We start from the raw sequence: 13,679 nt of genomic DNA, 5'->3' as shown, positions 1-13,679 counted from the left end.
CCAGGCCCGCGCCGAGCGCGCGCGCCGGCTCCGCGAGCAGCGCCGCGCGGCCAGGCTCGCAGCCGAACAGGCGGAGGCCGAGATCATCGAACTGACGGCCCGCCAGGGCGACGTCCTCTTCGACCAGTACGCGGACCCGCCCGCACGGGCGGTCGGCGACTGAGGATGGCGCGAGAACCTCTGGGAGTTTGCTAACCTGGTCGAGGTTCTTGGGGATGTAGCGCAGTCCGGTAGCGCACTTCGTTCGCATCGAAGGGGTCAGGGGTTCGAATCCCCTCATCTCCACCCAGGTCAAAGGCCCTTTCGGATGATCCGGAAGGGCCTTTGTGATCTTCTGAGTGACAAACTGAGTGACATGTTGCAGGACTAGACGTCCCTGCCGTCAAAGATTCGGTCCATGGCCAGCGCACCAGTCTGAATGACAGGCCGGATCTGGTGGCGGTAAACGGTCTCGGTCACAGTGGTGCTGGCGTGACCGCACAGCTTCGCGATCTCATCGATGGAAAGACCGCCATCATCAGAGAGCAGAGATACAAAGCTGTGTCGCAGCTCTCGTGGTGTCCATGCGTCGGCGTAGATGCCCTTGATTCCTCTGATGGCGTTGCGGAACTCGCGCCGTACGTTGTGGGCATCAAGAGGGGTGCCGATAGTGCTCGTGAAGACGAGCCCGTGTTCCTTCCAGCGCTGACCAGCCGCCTTACGCTCTTGGGCTTGCTGGCGCTTTTGTTGCTTGAGCACCTCCACGGCCCGCGTGGGTAGGGCGAGCGTACGTCGTGATTTCTTGGTCTTGGTGTCGCTCCCTGCTCTGACTGACCGCCAGACGGCGATGTGCGGAGGTATCACCGGTTTGCCAAGAGCAGCTTGCTTGCCCTTTAGATCGACGTGGTCCCAGCGAAGGTCACGTAGTTCCTCCGTGCGTGCTCCGGTGAGAAGGGAGACCACGATGTAAGGATGCATGCGGTGGTGCTTGGATGCGTTGAGGATGGCAAGGGCTTGCTGGAAGGTCAGTGATCGCGACGGTCTTCCGCCTTGGCCCTTGGGGATAGTGCAGAGCTCGACGACGTTGCGCTTCACCTTCTCGCGAGCCATGGCGCGTTTGACGATGCGGCTCAACGCGGAGTAGAGGGCTTGCAGGGTTCGCGTGCTGAGTGTTTGGGCCTTGATCCTTAGCCACTTCTCGACGTCCATGGCCTTGAGATCCTTGAGCTGACGAGCGCCAAGATCTGAAATGATGTGGACTCGGCACAGGATCGTGTTTGTCTCGATGGTCTGAGGGTCACGGCCGGTGAGACCGTACTCAAGCCAGTCCTCGGCGGCCTGCTTGATGGTGTAGCTGCCGGACTCGGTCAGTGTGCCGTCTTCCAGGTCTCGGAGAACTTCCTTCAGTTTGTTCTTGGCTTCGGTCTTGGTGCGTCCTGCGGCTTTGCGGGTGATGCGTCGGCCGGCGGGGGTGTAGCCGATGGTGATTTCGGCGATCCAGCGTTGGCGGGCTTCGCTCCAGTACAGGCCGCCGTCGCCGTGTGAGCGTTGCTTGGGCATCAGGCGACCTGCGTTTCCTGCTCCAGGAGTTTGACGTACTCGGCGATGGCGTCGGCCGGGATGCGTCGGGCGCGTCCGGCCTTGACGGTGCGGAGTCGTCCAGCGCGGATCTCCTGGTAGAGGTAGCGGCGGGACAGGCGCAGGACAATGACGGTTTCGTCGACGTCGTAGAGCGCTTGGCCCGGGTAGCGGACGACCTTACCTGCGGTGGGCATGGTGGTGCTCCATTCGCGTTCTGAGGGTTGGTCAGGCGGCGAGCGGTGTGGACGAGCTCTGTTCCCTGGCGTGGTGGGCGAGTTCTTCGTGTCCTGCTCGGGTGCGTTCGCGGGCTTGTGCCGCTGCCGTGTTGGCGAGGAGTTGGTCACCGGTGCTGTGCCAGCCAGTGCCTGCATAGGTGAGGAATCCGACGATCAGGGTTGTTTCCTCGGTTTTGGTGTCAAGGTCTCCTTGACGGTAAAAGCGCGATGTTTCGGGGTGACCCTCTGACCTTGAGGGAGTGCTGTTGAGGGCTCGTGCGCGCTTGTAGGCGGCTCGTTCTTCGCGGATGGAGCCGAAGGTGATCGAGTAGCGGCGGGCTTTGGTGAGGAAGTGTCCGCCGAAGCCGAGCATGTGCGCCCACCGGCGTAATCCTCTCCACTCGGAAGTGTGGCCGAGCGTCCAGGCGGCGGCGATGAGCCGTTCGGGGTGGGTGCCGTGGGGGTTGGCGTACAGGTCAATGGTGTCGGCGGTGAGCCTGCGGGAGGTGTGGCCAGTGGCTTCGGTGCCTTTGGTGGAGTACTTGGCCAGGTAGGCGGCGACGGCCTGGTCGTCGAGGGCGTCGCCGGAGGCCGACAGGGTGATGGGCCGGATCTCGTGCTGGTCGCCCCAGGTGATGGGCCAGCCGTCGAGCTGGTCGGGGTGGGAGGGGGTGGTGTAGGCGATGGTGGTGGCGGCCAGGGTGACGGCGGCGGTGATGTCGTCGGTGGTGATGCCGCCGGGGGGCGGGGTGATGGCCTCAGGCTGGTCGGGGTCGATGCCGTCCAGGCGGAGCAGGATGTGGAAGTGGACGGCGCCGCGTGCTTGGTATTCGGCGGCTTTGCCGTGGGAGAGCCGGATGCGGGGCAGGCCGCGTTGCCGGGCGAGCTGGTTGAGGTGTCGTTCGGCATGTTGCTTGGTGCGGCGCCAGAGTTCTCCGGCGTGGTGGTTCCACACGACGTGGTGGGCGTAGTTGTAGCAGTCGACGCACAGGGGCCGGCCGAGCTGTTCGTCGCCGGGGGCGTGGCGTTGCCAGCAGGCCAGCGGCCTTCCGTGGGGACAGGTGGGGTTGTCGCGGCGGGCGTGGCAGGGGGCGGGGCGGCAGGTGCAGCGGGTCTTGTCGCGGCAGGCGCAGTGGCGCACGTCGCGGGTGTGGACGGGGCCGAAGGAGGGGGCGGTGAGGGTGGCGAAGACGGCCGGGTGAGTGCGGACGGTGTCGGGGATGGCCTTGCCGCCGACGAGTCCGGCACGGACGAGGTGGTAGGCGTCGTGTTGGTAGGTGGTGGCGCAGGCGGGGCAGACGGTGTGGCGGCGGTTACCGCAGGCCTTGTAAAGGACGCCGTCCGGCAGAGCGGAGGTGTGTCGGTTGGCGAGGATCTCGCCGGTACGGACATCGACGGTGGCGAGGTTGCCGTGCAGGCGGATCGGGTTCGTGCACGCGGCTGCGGATTCGACGTGGCCGAGCCAGGCGGCGTAGTCGGGGCGTGCGGCGCGTTCCAGGGCGGTGCGGATGTGCTGGCGAGGTTCGTGCGCGAAGGGGCTGGACAGACGGGTTTCGGTGTTCGCCCCCACGCCCGGGCCTGGAGAAGCGGTCCCGGGGGTGAGAGCCAGCGCCGAAACGGTGTCGAGCTGGGTGGGCATGGGCTTAGTGCTGTCCTTCCAGGGCGGGAGTGGGCAGGTGCAAGACCGGCAGGGCTGAGGGCCGCTCCTGGGGGTTGCGGTGGTCGGTGTGCGCGTGATCCTGACGCTCGTGGCCGAGGGGCGCCACCGCAGGTTGAGGCGTGGTTTCCGGGTCAGGTTCGGGTGTGGTGGCCTCTTGGGGTGTCGCCGGTTCGGTGGTGGCGGTGCGTGAGAGCACGAGTTTGGTGAGGGCGAGGAAGGCCAGTGCGGGGATGGCGGCGATCAGCCAGCCGGTGGGGTGGGGTTTGGCGACCGCAATCTGTGCCGCGACGGACAAGACTGCGGAGGCGATGAGAACGGCCATCGGGTAGGCGATGGGTTGGCCGTTGCGCTTGCGGCGTCGGACTTCCAGGCCGGAGGCGGTGGGGGTGAGTTCGGAGATGACGGCGTTGGCCCAGCCGAACCATTCGCCGGTTCCTTCGGGGCTGTTGACCATGGTCCAGTCGTGGACGTGGGTGAAGGAGGCTGCTCCGGCCATGAGGCCGACCAGGAGCAGGATGAGAAGCTGGACGCGCGATTCGAGCTGTTCGCTGCGGGAGGCGCGTGGGGTGTTCAGCTGCATGTGAACCTCCACTTGTCGGCGCAGTCGTTGCATTCGCCCAGGGAGCGGGCGATGTAGTAGGGCTTTTCTGTGTGGCAGGTGGAGCAGATACACCGAGCTCGTAAGGCTTTGGCGATGGCGGCCAGTTGTGCCGGGGTGGCGGTGCGCTTGGGCTTGGCGAGGTCTTCGCGGTAGAGGTAGGCCACGCGCCGGCCTTTCCGCCAGATGATCTGTGCGGCGATGTCTTGGCCGCCGGGGCGCAGCTGCTTGGCGCGCAGCTGTCGTACGGTGAGCAGACCGGGCGGAGCCCAGCGGTAGGGGTAGGTGGGGAGTCCGCCGTGACGGATGCCGTCAGGGTCGTAGAACTCCAGGTAGACGCCCTTGGTGCGGGTGACGTGGTCGAGTTGGGGGATACGGGGGCCGGTCATCAGGTGTCACCGCCCCAGCGCTGTTGCGCGGCCTGGCGGGTGATGCCGAGGGGGCGGGCGATGTCGGCCCAGGAGTAGCCGTACTCAGCACGGAGCTTGGTAACGGCTTGAGCGATGGCGTGGTCGAGTTCGGCAACAACGCCGGACAGGTTGGCGAGAGCCTCGATGTCGCCGTCGGCGATGCGCTTGGTGTAGGCGCGGATGATCCGCTTGAGGAACGCGGCGTAGTCGGGGTTTTCGGTCGAGCGGCTCATGATGCGCTCCGCTTGGTGCGACGCGCACGCAGGGCTTTGTCGAGGGCGGCGAGCTGCTTGCTGGTGGGCTTGCGCTTGGGCAGTGCGCGGGCGATGTCGTAGAGGTAGGCGACGCGGCCGCCTTTGCGCCACATGATCTGGGCGACGGGGGCTTGTCCGCCGGGGCGCAGGCCGAGGGCGGCAAGTTGGCGTCGGGTCTTCAGGTGCTTAGGGGCCCACTTCCAGGGGTAGGTGGGCAGGCCGTACTGACTGCCGGTGGGGTCATAGAACAGCACACGGGTACCGGGCATGGCGTTGAGCCGATCTAGCTGCGGTATCCGCGCAGCCTGCGGGGGGCTAGTGTGCATGGTGGTTCTACTCCTCTTCACTAGGCGGAGTGGGATTTAGTGGGGCGGGGGCCGGAGATTCTTTGGCGAGAGATCCGGCCCCACGCCGGAGCTAGAACGGGACTTCTTCGACCCACTGCTCGGGATCGACATCACGTTCGCTGGTGTAGTCGCGTGCCTCCTCGATGAGGAGGTACTGATCGAGGAGCATCAGAAACTCCTCCGGAGAGAGACACTCCAGACCCATCCCAATGACGTGTTCAGAAATCCGATTTCGATCGCGATGGGTAGGTGCGGTGCGGACGCCGGAGATGGAATAGCCGGTGGCAGTAGCCAGGTCGCTCAGCCGGTAGGGCCGGTAGCCGGTGAAGTGGCGGGCATAGGCGACCAGGAGCCGGATCTCCTCGTGTGCGCGCTTGATGCGCTGTGCGGCCTCGTGGAGCCGATCGAGAATGGGGTCGTTGTAGGACCCGTGCTCGGGCGGTGAGGAGGTCATTGGTCGATCCCTTCGTCGGTGATGGTGATGGGGTCGCCGCAGCAGGCGCAGTGCCAGCCGCCGGCGGCGAGGTAGGTGGAGCGGCATTCGCCGTCGCACAGGATGAGTTCCGCGGTGCCGTGGCTGTCGGTGCCGAGGGTGAGCTGCGGGGAGCCGCAGGCTGGGCAGACCAGCGCCCAGGAGATCAGGCACATGGCGAACACCTCGGCGCAGGCGGGGCAGTAACAGTTCGAGTTCTCGCGTTTGCCGATGAGCCAGCCGGAACGTGTCGCGTTCAGGATGGCGATGGTGTTGGGGCAGCCGTTGTCGCACTGGACGACCCAGCGGCGAAGGTCGGGGCTGCCGTTGGGGTGGTAGACCTTGTGGATCACAACGGCCTCCACTCGGGATCGTCGTAGGCGGAGGCCGGGACGGTCATCGCCGTTGCCTCGCTGGTGTCGGTTTTGAGCCAGAACATGGGCAGGCACCAGGTGTAGGGACGGCTAAGTTCGTCGTACCAGCGGGTGTGGCCGATGATCTGCGGGCTTTCCAGCCAGGCAACGCCAGGATCAAGGTCAGCGGGCATCGGGGTACACCTCCCCGCAGTTGTCGCATTCCAGGGCGATTTCGCGTCCCCGCCGGTCGGTGGTGATGGAGATCTCGACGAGTTCGTTGTTGCCGCACTCGGGGCAGCACAGGGCGAGGAGCTCCAGGTCGTGGAGTGGCTGGTCGGGCCAGGGCACCCAACCCAGGATCGGGACCGTGTGGTGGTCGTCGGGCATGGTGGTTCTCCGTTCAGGCAGCCAGGGGTACGGGGACCTGGTCGCCGTTGCGGCGGATCCAGGTGACGTAGTCGACGAGCTGGTGGATTTGCGCGTCGGTGAGGTAGGCGGCTTTGACCAGGTGGGGGATGCCGCCTTCGGCGATGAGGTAGAAGACGCCGGGTGTGGTCGGGCTGATGGCTTGGGCGTTGAATCCGGCCGAGGCCCAGCCGTGACCGAGGATGATGTCGGAGCTGTTGGGGGTGGTGCAGCGGAAGGCTGCCCGGTAGCCGAACAGGTCGCGCAGCGAGGTGGGGATGATGTCCACGCTCGGGCGTTGAGTGGCGGCGATGACCGGCATGGCGCAGGCGCGGCCTCGCGCGACCAGGTCGCGGACGAGAGCGATGAACTCTTTCTGCTGCTCAGGAGTGCCGGTGGTGGCTGTGTAGTAGGCGAGTTCGTCGATGAAGATGGCGATGACTTTGATGAGGTCGCTCGGCAGGAACTTGCGGCGGCCGTGCGCCACCAGCCAGGAGTAGCGTCGGTCCATCACCTTTTGCAGACGCCGCAGGACGCGAAGGCCCTTGTCGATGTCAGGGCCGACGAACACGCCGCCGGTTGCTTCGGCGGCTTCCATCCACATCCCTAGTTCGACCCATTTGGGGTCCAGCAGGACGGGGGTGAAGTCGTGGCACAGGAAGGCGTGCCCGACGAGGTTTTGGATCAGTACGGACTTGCCGCCGCCGGGTTCTCCGGCGTCCAGCAGGTTGTGGTAGACCAGGTCGAGGTAGGCCGGGTTGCCGAATTCGTCGATCCCGATGAACACCGGGTCGAACATGGACATTGACGGCGCTACCGGGATCGTGACCGGGGGGTCGGGGAAAGCCGCGTGCATGGCAGCGTCACCTCTTACGTGTCTCAAGGCGATGTGAGAGGTGCTACCGGGAGGGGCAATCGAGGTTCTCCCGGTAGCGGACGACGCCTCAGATCCAGTCGAGGTCGGGGTTGTCCGTGGCCGTCTTGGCGGGGGTGCCGGTGACGGCCGGGGGTCGGCCGTTCTTCTTGGCCGGACGCTCGGTGGGTTCGGTGTCGTGGGTGTCCGGCACGTCAGCGAGGTCAAGCTGTGCCGGAACGGTGGCGACCGGCCGGGTGATGGCCGGGACGTCGGTCGGCAGGTCCTCGGTGAGGGGGGAGCCGACCAGGCCGCCGAGGACATCGCGGCGTTTGATGTCCAGGTAGATGGCGGCGGAGTTGGAGGTGCGGGCCTTGGTCACGGTGACCGAGGTGGCCCAGCAGGCGACGGCGATCTTGCCGAGCTGGGTTTCGAGCTGCTCCAGGGACAGGCCGGGACGAAGCCAGACCCGGACGCGTTCCCCGACCGGGATGGGCTTGGCCAAGCCGATGAAGGGTAGGTGGCCGTGCCGGTCGGTGGGGAGGAAGGTGTTGAAGCAGGTGCGCAGGCGGTGCCGGACGATCAGGCACCACAGCAGCGCCAGCGTGTAGCGGCGCAGGGCCGGGATGAGGCCGATGGTGGCGATGATGCTGGCGTAGATGACGCCCGTGAGGATCGGGTTGATCTGGTCTTGGAGGTACACCCAGCCGCCGATCAGCAGCATGGCGAGGGTGATTTCCGGCAGCCACCACCAGATGGCACGCAGGACGGGCCAGATGGCGATGATGCAGGCGATGAGGCCGCCAGCGATGGTGCCGGCCACCAGGCCGAGTGGAACGGCGGCGAGCGGATGCAGGTAGTGAGTGGAGATCACGGCGGCGAAGGGGCCGACGATGGCCATCACGACATAGAAGGTGATCTTCGCTGTGCGTAGGTAGCTGTACTGCACGTTGGTCTGAATCATCGTGACGGAGCTACCGCGACGGCCGATGCCGCCTCTGTTGGTGTGGCGCGTCCCGAAGGTACGCTTGGACATGGCTCTCCTCCTCGTGGCGAGGGTGGGGGGTTGGAGCGGGGCCGTGCGTTGTAGCAGGCGATACGGTCCCGCTTACGTTGATCGTGATGATTGCGCGAGGCCGGATCCAGACAGATTCGCGCCCTCGCGCACATTTTGTGCGAACGACGATTCATGCCCGTGATCAGGGATTCTGGATAACGTCGTCGTAGTCGCCGTTGGCGAATCTGGTTGCGGTCTGGTCGCAGTCACGCGCCCAATCAGTCCATGCCCTAGAAGCTTCGTGGTCTCCGGCCTTCTGAGCCTCAGCGGCTTTGCGCCACGCATTGGCAGCGGCATCGGAGTTGCATGTGATCGCGTCTTCGCGACTCTTGAAGAGCCAGCCCATGGTGGAGATCCCTTCTGGTTGGATTACGCGCTGATGATGAGTGCGGCGATGAATAGCCAGCCCACATGCCAGGACTGGTCGAGGGCGTAGGCACCAGTGCCGAGATGTACGGCGTCGTTGGTGCCAGGTCGGGGCTGCCCCATCCGGAAGAAGTCGCCGTGACCGGTGACCTCGGCAAGCCGAGCCAGTGTGGTGCGGCGATCAGCCCAGTAGTGCGAGAACGCATCCACCGCAAGCCCAGCAACCAGGAGCAACGGCTCCGTCGTCAGGCCGGTGGTCAGCGCGAGCGCGGCCAACGCGATGACCTTGGTGATGGTCAGAGTGGCCACGTGCCGAAGGCACGCCAGCCGTCCCGCGATGGTGGGCGCGCCCTTGGCGCACGCCTGATGGTGGGTCTGAACCCAGTGATCTCCTACGCTGTGTGCGGCGTAGAGCGTCACGAAAATCGCAGCGAAGTCAGCGGTGTTCGTCACGAGGACGACTCCTTCTGTACGTCTGTGGATTCGAGCCGATTACGGCTCAGTAGGAACCTGGGATAGCCAGGTGAGACCCTCCTTTTGAGGGCACGCCGAGACCGGTCCTCATGCGTAGGCAGGACCGATCCCGGGCGACCGAGCAATCAGGCCGGAGAGGTAGCAGAGACTCTCCGGACAGCGATGTGATTAGGCGCTATGTAGGGCGCCCTGGTACGCGTCTAGTTCGAGGTGAAGTAGAAGTCGGTGCCACAGACGAGGCACGTAACCTCGCCGCCACGCGAATCCATGGACGTGATCTGGAAGCTGTCCGTCTGCCCGCACTCGGGACAAACCACGTCCTTGCCAGCGATGTTGAGTCCCATTACGCCCTCCTTGATCGTGATCACGGATGACTTGTTGTGGTTGTGTTGATCGGACTGGAGCTGATCGCTCCGCAGGAGCAGGTGTAAACCTGCTGCGTGGGGTGGCCGTTCGCCGCTGTTCCTTGGCGCACGTCGGGGATGCGGTCTACTTGCTGGCCGAAGCACCAGCGGGCTTGATGTCAGCCGCGCGGAAGGCCACGCCGTTGCGACCGTTGGTCGCCCAAGGCAGTGCCTCCAGCTTGAACAGGGCGATCTGAGAACCAACGGTCACCGTGGGCCTTTCACCGGCCGTAGTGACGTTGATCATCTCGCCGCCCGTCTCGTCCAGCGCCATGACCTGCGTGACCCACATCGGTCGGCCGGTCTCCCGCTCGGACTTCTGACGCCCGTTCTGGTCGGACTTCTCGACCGCTTCCTTCGTCACCATGAACGACTTGCCGGTGACGTCGATGAAGAGCTTCACAGAGCTCACCTTTCTGATTTAGGGCCGCGTCCCTGTGACGCGAACTCCCGTAATTGCAGGTTGCCCCGTACCATCGAATTCGGCGATAGTTTCGATGTGGCCACGGCGGAAGGCCACATAGACCTCATGGAGGTGGAATGGGACAGGCACGCAAGCCTCTATCTCCCCAGCGTTCCCCCTTGGACTTCTGGGGTTACGAACTGCGAGTCCGCCGCGACAGCAAGGGTTTGTCGCTGACCGATTTGGGAAAATTGGTCAGGTACAATCCAAGCTATCTGGCCAAACTCGAACGGGGTGAGCGTAAGCCTCCCCGCGAAGTCGCCGAAGCGCTTGATCACGTTTTGAAAGCATCCGGCGCGCTCATCCGTCTCTGGGGTGCCATCGGAGAGCCGAACGGCATTCGTCCATCTGACCATGTGGCCAACATCGGTGACCATGTGGCCAACACGCGCCAGGTTCTAGCTCAAATGCCCGACTTCCCCGCAGAGTCAGGGGAGGCGGGGGTCACGATCCCCTGCCGTACCCACGACGGAAGGATCATCTTCGTGACTCTGCCACGCCGTACGTTCCTTGGCGGAATTGGCTTGGGCGCGATCGCGGCAACGGCCGCTAGCCCTTCGGCCGCCGCACAGTCGAGGACTCCGGCATCTCGATTCGCTGCGGCCCCGGACCTCAATCCGGCTGAGCACTTCCGCCAGCTCCGCCAGGTCCTCATCGACAACGACAACCTCTTGGGGCCGCTCCGCGCCATCCCGACTGTTGAGAGCCAGATCGGCGCCCTTCAGCAACTCCGCCAGGTCCATCAGGGGTCCGATGCCCGAGAGCTGCTCTACATCCAGACCCAATACGCCGAGTTCTGCGGCTGGCTGTATCAGGACGCGGGCGACTTCCGGTCAGCTCAGTATTGGCTGGACCGATCCCTCGAGTGGTCGTATGCGACCGCCGATCGGGACATCACGACGTACATCCTCGCGCGCAAGAGCCAGCTCGCGGGGGACATGGGGGATGCAACGACCGCGATCGACCTTGCCGCAGCGGCGAGTACGCAAGCTCACCCGGATACCCGGCTGGGTGCCATCGCTGCGACGTTCGGTGGGTACGGCCATGCCCTTGCGGGTGATACCGCCGGTTCCGAGCGGGAGCTTGATCGGGCTCACGACATCCTGGCGAACCTTGACCCCGACCCTGCTTCGACCTGGGGTGTGTGGATGGACGACGCTTACGTCGACGTCCACCAAGCACGCGGCCGGTACGCCCTTGGCCAGCATCAGCAGGCCGCCGAGGACTTCCGTACGGCTATCGCCGCGCTTCCGGCCGGATACCACCGCGACAAGGGTGTCTATCTCGCTCGGGAATCTCTCGCCCATGTAGGTGCGCGAGAGCCCGAGCAGGCCGCGCAAGCCGGTCTCCAAGCGCTCCAGGTTGCCGAGTCCACCGGCTCTGCAAGAATCATGACCGAATTGGCACGGCTCGACACCCAGCTGGAGCGCTGGCCGAAGATCCCCGCTGTCTCCGAGTTCCGGCAGACGTTTGATGTCCTGATGCCGCGACAGGCTTAGGATCGAGAAAAGTCGATCTAAGGATTGTCCGCCATGCCCCAGCGTCCGTACGTCCTGCTGAGCGTCGCCATGTCGGTCGATGGCTACATCGACGACACCACCCCTGAACGGCTGCTGCTGTCCAACGCCGCTGACTTCGACCGAGTCGACCAGGTCCGCGCCGAGAGTGACGCCATCATGATCGGCGCGACCACCATGCGCAAAGACAACCCCCGGCTCTTGGTCAACTCCGAGGAGCGCAGAGCCCACCGAGAAGCCCAAGGGCTCCCTGCCTATCCGCTTAAGGTCACCGTCACCGGAAGCGGAGATTTGGACCCTGACCTGAAGTTCTGGCACCACGGCGACAAGAAGGTCGTCTACTGCCCGGACTCAGTCGTCCAGAAGATTCGGGAGACTTTGGGCTCATTGTCCGATGTTGTCGGCACCGGCATAGCACTTGATTTGTCCGTGATGCTTGATGATCTGGGGGCACGAGGAGTGCGCCGTCTCATGGTCGAGGGCGGCAGCACCATCCACACGCAGTTCCTCACTCAGGGACTGGCCGACGAAATTCATCTCGCTATCGCGCCGATTTTCGTGGGTGACTCGACAGCTCCGAGGTTCGTTCACGACGGCTCATTTCCAGGAGGAACAGCTCACCGGATGAAGGTCGCCGAAGTCCAGACGATTGGCGATGTCGTCTTGGTCCGCTACCTGCCCAAAGAGACCTCCGGGGATTTGACCTCATGAACCCATCCGAAGCGAGTGACACCGACCATCACTGGCTTGTCAAAGCAATCGAACTCGCGAAGCAGTGCCCGTCGTCTTCCACAGCCTTCTCAGTTGGGGCGATCATCGTGGACCAGCATGGCCGGGAGATAGCCAGCGGGTACTCACGCGACACTGACGTGCATGTCCATGCCGAGGAATCCGCCCTTTCCAGGGCCGATCCGCTCTCTCTCTGTCATGCGACGCTCTACAGCAGCCTGGAACCCTGCTCAACCCGAAAGTCGCGACCAACGAGCTGCACAGACCTCATTCTGAGGGCCGGTATTCCTCGCGTCGTGATCGCATGGCGAGAACCCAGTCTGTTCGTGGCCGATTGCCAAGGAGTCGAGCTGCTCCAAGCTCACGGCGTCGAGGTCACCGAACTAAGCGACCTTGCCGATATGGCCCGCTCCGTGGGTATGCCTGAGAGCAGTTAGACCACTGTGGCCTGTGAGAACTTTCTTCTCATACTTAAAGCGGCCCGAAAGCGGGCCGCTCGGGCGGCCGACCTGGGGGAGAGCATGAGGTGCTGGGACTGGGGGTCCCAGCACCTCAGCCGCGTCACCGCGCCCCGCGTCGGCTCGCCCGACAACCCAGCAGATCGGGCCGCAAGAGAGACGCGCAAGCAATCCACGACAACCAGACCACTGGCCGAGCCTGGATTGATCACGAAAGATGGACGTATGCCCCTAAAGATCAAGATCGCTGCGTTCATCGCAGACGGCCACGAGGAAGTCTCCGACATCACCATGGAGATCGACCGAATCGTGTTCAACGGGGACCGAATCAACCTTCTCCACAACGGCGAGGTCCAGGCGGAGTTAGCCATCGCCATGATCAGAGATATCGAGTTGGTCGGCAAAGGCCCAACACTGGAGCAACTCCGCCAGAAACATCCCCGCGCCTACGAACCATGGACCCCCGACGAAGAACAACAGCTCATAGATCTCTACACATCGGGCTCCAAACCCGCCGCCATCGCCAAGCAGCTCCAACGGCAGTCCGGTGCCATCCGCTCACGGCTGCGCAAACTCGGATACGACGAACCCCGCATCGAACCGACCGACGAAGCCCTGAACTACGCCGACAACGACGAGAGCTGAGGTGCCAGAGACCTGGGCTGGCGCGGTCCGGGACGACTCCCGCCAGACTTTCGCGCCCGGACCGCGCGGCGCACAACTCGGGTCACGGGGTTGAGCTCGCTAAGCGCACGCGTGCCCAGGCGCCGGCGGGCGTTACCGCATGCCTCCGGCGGGGGCGCTCCGGCTCCGGGCAGGCCAAGATCGTTCCGAGGCGTTGAGGTTGCGGCGGAAGCCTGCCCGTCTGCCGCCGTCCCAGGGCAAGCCCTAGCAGACCAGCCGCGGGGCCGCCTCCGCTCCATCACGGGCCCTGGCACCGGGCGCGCGGCCAGGGCAGCCCCGCGGCTGGCCCGCTACCCCTTCGGGTGGGACGACGGCAGACGGGCAGGCAAGTAGGTGGCAGAGTAAGGAGAACTGTCGGTGTGTACAAATATGATCAGCTGTGCTGAGTGACCTCCTA

21 protein-coding genes and 1 tRNA gene are annotated in these 13,679 nt (G+C 64.7%); 5 read left to right on the top strand and 17 right to left on the bottom strand.

The genetic code is table 11. The annotated features are described in order from the left end of the window. The first annotated feature begins 211 nt into the window (after positions 1-211). A tRNA-Ala gene (locus DQW85_RS02590) sits at positions 212-285 on the top strand. A gap of 81 nt (positions 286-366) precedes the next feature. On the opposite strand, the gene DQW85_RS02585 is transcribed toward DQW85_RS02590, so the two are convergent. The 17 genes from DQW85_RS02585 to DQW85_RS02515 all read right to left on the bottom strand — a co-directional run bounded on the left by DQW85_RS02585 (position 367) and on the right by DQW85_RS02515 (position 9,834). Then, entirely contained in the window at positions 367-1,539 is a 1,173-nt protein-coding gene (locus tag DQW85_RS02585; protein ID WP_113698830.1) for a site-specific integrase, read from the bottom strand. Beyond that, on the bottom strand, positions 1,539-1,754 hold the full coding sequence (locus tag DQW85_RS02580) for a helix-turn-helix domain-containing protein (protein ID WP_113698829.1): 216 nt from the start codon (positions 1,752-1,754) through the stop codon (positions 1,539-1,541). The genes DQW85_RS02585 and DQW85_RS02580 overlap by 1 nt, the downstream gene beginning before the upstream one ends. A gap of 31 nt (positions 1,755-1,785) precedes the next feature. Further along, a complete protein-coding gene (locus DQW85_RS02575; RefSeq protein WP_205314817.1) occupies positions 1,786-3,414 on the bottom strand; it encodes a replication initiator in 1,629 nt (542 codons plus the stop codon). A gap of 4 nt (positions 3,415-3,418) precedes the next feature. After that, entirely contained in the window at positions 3,419-4,015 is a 597-nt protein-coding gene (locus DQW85_RS02570) for a DUF2637 domain-containing protein (protein ID WP_113698828.1), read from the bottom strand. After that, entirely contained in the window at positions 4,006-4,422 is a 417-nt protein-coding gene (locus DQW85_RS02565; RefSeq protein ID WP_113698827.1) for an RRQRL motif-containing zinc-binding protein, read from the bottom strand. Before DQW85_RS02565 ends, DQW85_RS02570 begins: the two co-directional genes overlap by 10 nt. Further along, positions 4,422-4,676 (bottom strand): hypothetical protein, encoded by a 255-nt coding sequence (locus DQW85_RS02560; RefSeq protein ID WP_113698826.1) that lies wholly within the window; start codon positions 4,674-4,676, stop codon positions 4,422-4,424. Before DQW85_RS02560 ends, DQW85_RS02565 begins: the two co-directional genes overlap by 1 nt. Further along, positions 4,673-4,966, bottom strand: coding sequence for an RRQRL motif-containing zinc-binding protein (locus DQW85_RS02555; RefSeq protein ID WP_205314816.1), 294 nt, complete (start codon positions 4,964-4,966; stop codon positions 4,673-4,675). The genes DQW85_RS02560 and DQW85_RS02555 overlap by 4 nt, the downstream gene beginning before the upstream one ends. 148 nt (positions 4,967-5,114) lie before the next feature. Further along, positions 5,115-5,498 carry a hypothetical protein gene (locus DQW85_RS02550; RefSeq protein ID WP_113698825.1) on the bottom strand — a complete coding sequence of 128 codons (384 nt, stop codon included), beginning with the start codon at positions 5,496-5,498 and terminating at the stop codon, positions 5,115-5,117. Next, a complete protein-coding gene (locus DQW85_RS02545) occupies positions 5,495-5,869 on the bottom strand; it encodes a hypothetical protein (protein WP_113698824.1) in 375 nt (124 codons plus the stop codon). The genes DQW85_RS02550 and DQW85_RS02545 overlap by 4 nt, the downstream gene beginning before the upstream one ends. Further along, a complete protein-coding gene (locus DQW85_RS02540; RefSeq protein ID WP_113698823.1) occupies positions 5,866-6,063 on the bottom strand; it encodes a hypothetical protein in 198 nt (65 codons plus the stop codon). The genes DQW85_RS02545 and DQW85_RS02540 overlap by 4 nt, the downstream gene beginning before the upstream one ends. Beyond that, positions 6,053-6,259, bottom strand: a complete 207-nt coding sequence (locus tag DQW85_RS02535; protein WP_113698822.1) for a hypothetical protein — start codon at positions 6,257-6,259, stop codon at positions 6,053-6,055. Before DQW85_RS02535 ends, DQW85_RS02540 begins: the two co-directional genes overlap by 11 nt. A gap of 13 nt (positions 6,260-6,272) precedes the next feature. Next, positions 6,273-7,133: an FtsK/SpoIIIE domain-containing protein gene (locus DQW85_RS02530; protein WP_113698821.1), complete on the bottom strand. Its 861-nt coding sequence runs from the start codon at positions 7,131-7,133 to the stop codon at positions 6,273-6,275. A gap of 88 nt (positions 7,134-7,221) precedes the next feature. After that, entirely contained in the window at positions 7,222-8,166 is a 945-nt protein-coding gene (locus DQW85_RS02525; protein ID WP_113698820.1) for a hypothetical protein, read from the bottom strand. Positions 8,167-8,329: 163 nt separating this feature from the next. After that, entirely contained in the window at positions 8,330-8,533 is a 204-nt protein-coding gene (locus DQW85_RS44055; RefSeq protein WP_162794669.1) for a hypothetical protein, read from the bottom strand. Positions 8,534-8,556: 23 nt separating this feature from the next. Next, positions 8,557-9,006, bottom strand: coding sequence for a DUF3307 domain-containing protein (locus DQW85_RS02520; RefSeq protein ID WP_113698819.1), 450 nt, complete (start codon positions 9,004-9,006; stop codon positions 8,557-8,559). A 221-nt stretch (positions 9,007-9,227) separates the two neighbouring features. Next, positions 9,228-9,395: a hypothetical protein gene (locus DQW85_RS44050; RefSeq protein WP_162794668.1), complete on the bottom strand. Its 168-nt coding sequence runs from the start codon at positions 9,393-9,395 to the stop codon at positions 9,228-9,230. A gap of 121 nt (positions 9,396-9,516) precedes the next feature. Next, a complete protein-coding gene (locus DQW85_RS02515) occupies positions 9,517-9,834 on the bottom strand; it encodes a hypothetical protein (protein ID WP_113698818.1) in 318 nt (105 codons plus the stop codon). A gap of 179 nt (positions 9,835-10,013) precedes the next feature. On the opposite strand from DQW85_RS02515, the gene DQW85_RS02510 reads away from it, so the two are divergent. The 4 genes from DQW85_RS02510 (at position 10,014) to DQW85_RS02495 (ending at position 13,243) form a co-directional block, all read left to right on the top strand. After that, entirely contained in the window at positions 10,014-11,393 is a 1,380-nt protein-coding gene (locus tag DQW85_RS02510; protein ID WP_205314815.1) for an NsdA family TPR-like regulatory protein, read from the top strand. A 33-nt stretch (positions 11,394-11,426) separates the two neighbouring features. Beyond that, a complete protein-coding gene (locus DQW85_RS02505; RefSeq protein WP_113698816.1) occupies positions 11,427-12,122 on the top strand; it encodes a RibD family protein in 696 nt (231 codons plus the stop codon). After that, positions 12,119-12,577: a cytidine/deoxycytidylate deaminase family protein gene (locus DQW85_RS02500; protein ID WP_113698815.1), complete on the top strand. Its 459-nt coding sequence runs from the start codon at positions 12,119-12,121 to the stop codon at positions 12,575-12,577. The genes DQW85_RS02505 and DQW85_RS02500 overlap by 4 nt, the downstream gene beginning before the upstream one ends. Before the next feature lie 246 nt (positions 12,578-12,823). Beyond that, the gene (locus DQW85_RS02495) at positions 12,824-13,243 is read left to right on the top strand and encodes an SANT/Myb-like DNA-binding domain-containing protein (protein ID WP_113698814.1); all 420 of its coding nucleotides are present in this window, start codon (positions 12,824-12,826) and stop codon (positions 13,241-13,243) included. Positions 13,244-13,679: the final 436 nt, after the last annotated feature.

The organism is Nonomuraea lactucae (genome assembly GCF_003313395.1).
GTDB lineage: Bacteria > Actinomycetota > Actinomycetes > Streptosporangiales > Streptosporangiaceae > Nonomuraea > Nonomuraea lactucae.
The sequence above is the reverse complement of the archived record's forward strand: the minus strand, read 5'-3'. Positions and strand labels throughout refer to the sequence as shown.

Bases quoted from the DNA above. Each gene is read 5' to 3' on its own strand.
- DQW85_RS02565 (WP_113698827.1), bottom strand. From the start codon at position 4,422: ATGACCGGCCCCCGTATCCCCCAACTCGACCACGTCACCCGCACCAAG.
- DQW85_RS02530 (WP_113698821.1), bottom strand. From the start codon at position 7,133: ATGCACGCGGCTTTCCCCGACCCCCCGGTCACGATCCCGGTAGCGCCG.
- DQW85_RS02540 (WP_113698823.1), bottom strand. From the start codon at position 6,063: ATGCCCGCTGACCTTGATCCTGGCGTTGCCTGGCTGGAAAGCCCGCAG.
- DQW85_RS02505 (WP_113698816.1), top strand. From the start codon at position 11,427: ATGCCCCAGCGTCCGTACGTCCTGCTGAGCGTCGCCATGTCGGTCGAT.
- DQW85_RS44055 (WP_162794669.1), bottom strand. From the start codon at position 8,533: ATGGGCTGGCTCTTCAAGAGTCGCGAAGACGCGATCACATGCAACTCC.
- DQW85_RS02525 (WP_113698820.1), bottom strand. From the start codon at position 8,166: ATGTCCAAGCGTACCTTCGGGACGCGCCACACCAACAGAGGCGGCATC.
- DQW85_RS02535 (WP_113698822.1), bottom strand. From the start codon at position 6,259: ATGCCCGACGACCACCACACGGTCCCGATCCTGGGTTGGGTGCCCTGG.
- DQW85_RS02560 (WP_113698826.1), bottom strand. From the start codon at position 4,676: ATGAGCCGCTCGACCGAAAACCCCGACTACGCCGCGTTCCTCAAGCGG.
- DQW85_RS02500 (WP_113698815.1), top strand. From the start codon at position 12,119: ATGAACCCATCCGAAGCGAGTGACACCGACCATCACTGGCTTGTCAAA.
- DQW85_RS02580 (WP_113698829.1), bottom strand. From the start codon at position 1,754: ATGCCCACCGCAGGTAAGGTCGTCCGCTACCCGGGCCAAGCGCTCTAC.
- DQW85_RS02550 (WP_113698825.1), bottom strand. From the start codon at position 5,498: ATGACCTCCTCACCGCCCGAGCACGGGTCCTACAACGACCCCATTCTC.
- DQW85_RS02585 (WP_113698830.1), bottom strand. From the start codon at position 1,539: ATGCCCAAGCAACGCTCACACGGCGACGGCGGCCTGTACTGGAGCGAA.
- DQW85_RS02555 (WP_205314816.1), bottom strand. From the start codon at position 4,966: ATGCCCGGTACCCGTGTGCTGTTCTATGACCCCACCGGCAGTCAGTAC.
- DQW85_RS02570 (WP_113698828.1), bottom strand. From the start codon at position 4,015: ATGCAGCTGAACACCCCACGCGCCTCCCGCAGCGAACAGCTCGAATCG.
- DQW85_RS02495 (WP_113698814.1), top strand. From the start codon at position 12,824: ATGCCCCTAAAGATCAAGATCGCTGCGTTCATCGCAGACGGCCACGAG.
- DQW85_RS02575 (WP_205314817.1), bottom strand. From the start codon at position 3,414: ATGCCCACCCAGCTCGACACCGTTTCGGCGCTGGCTCTCACCCCCGGG.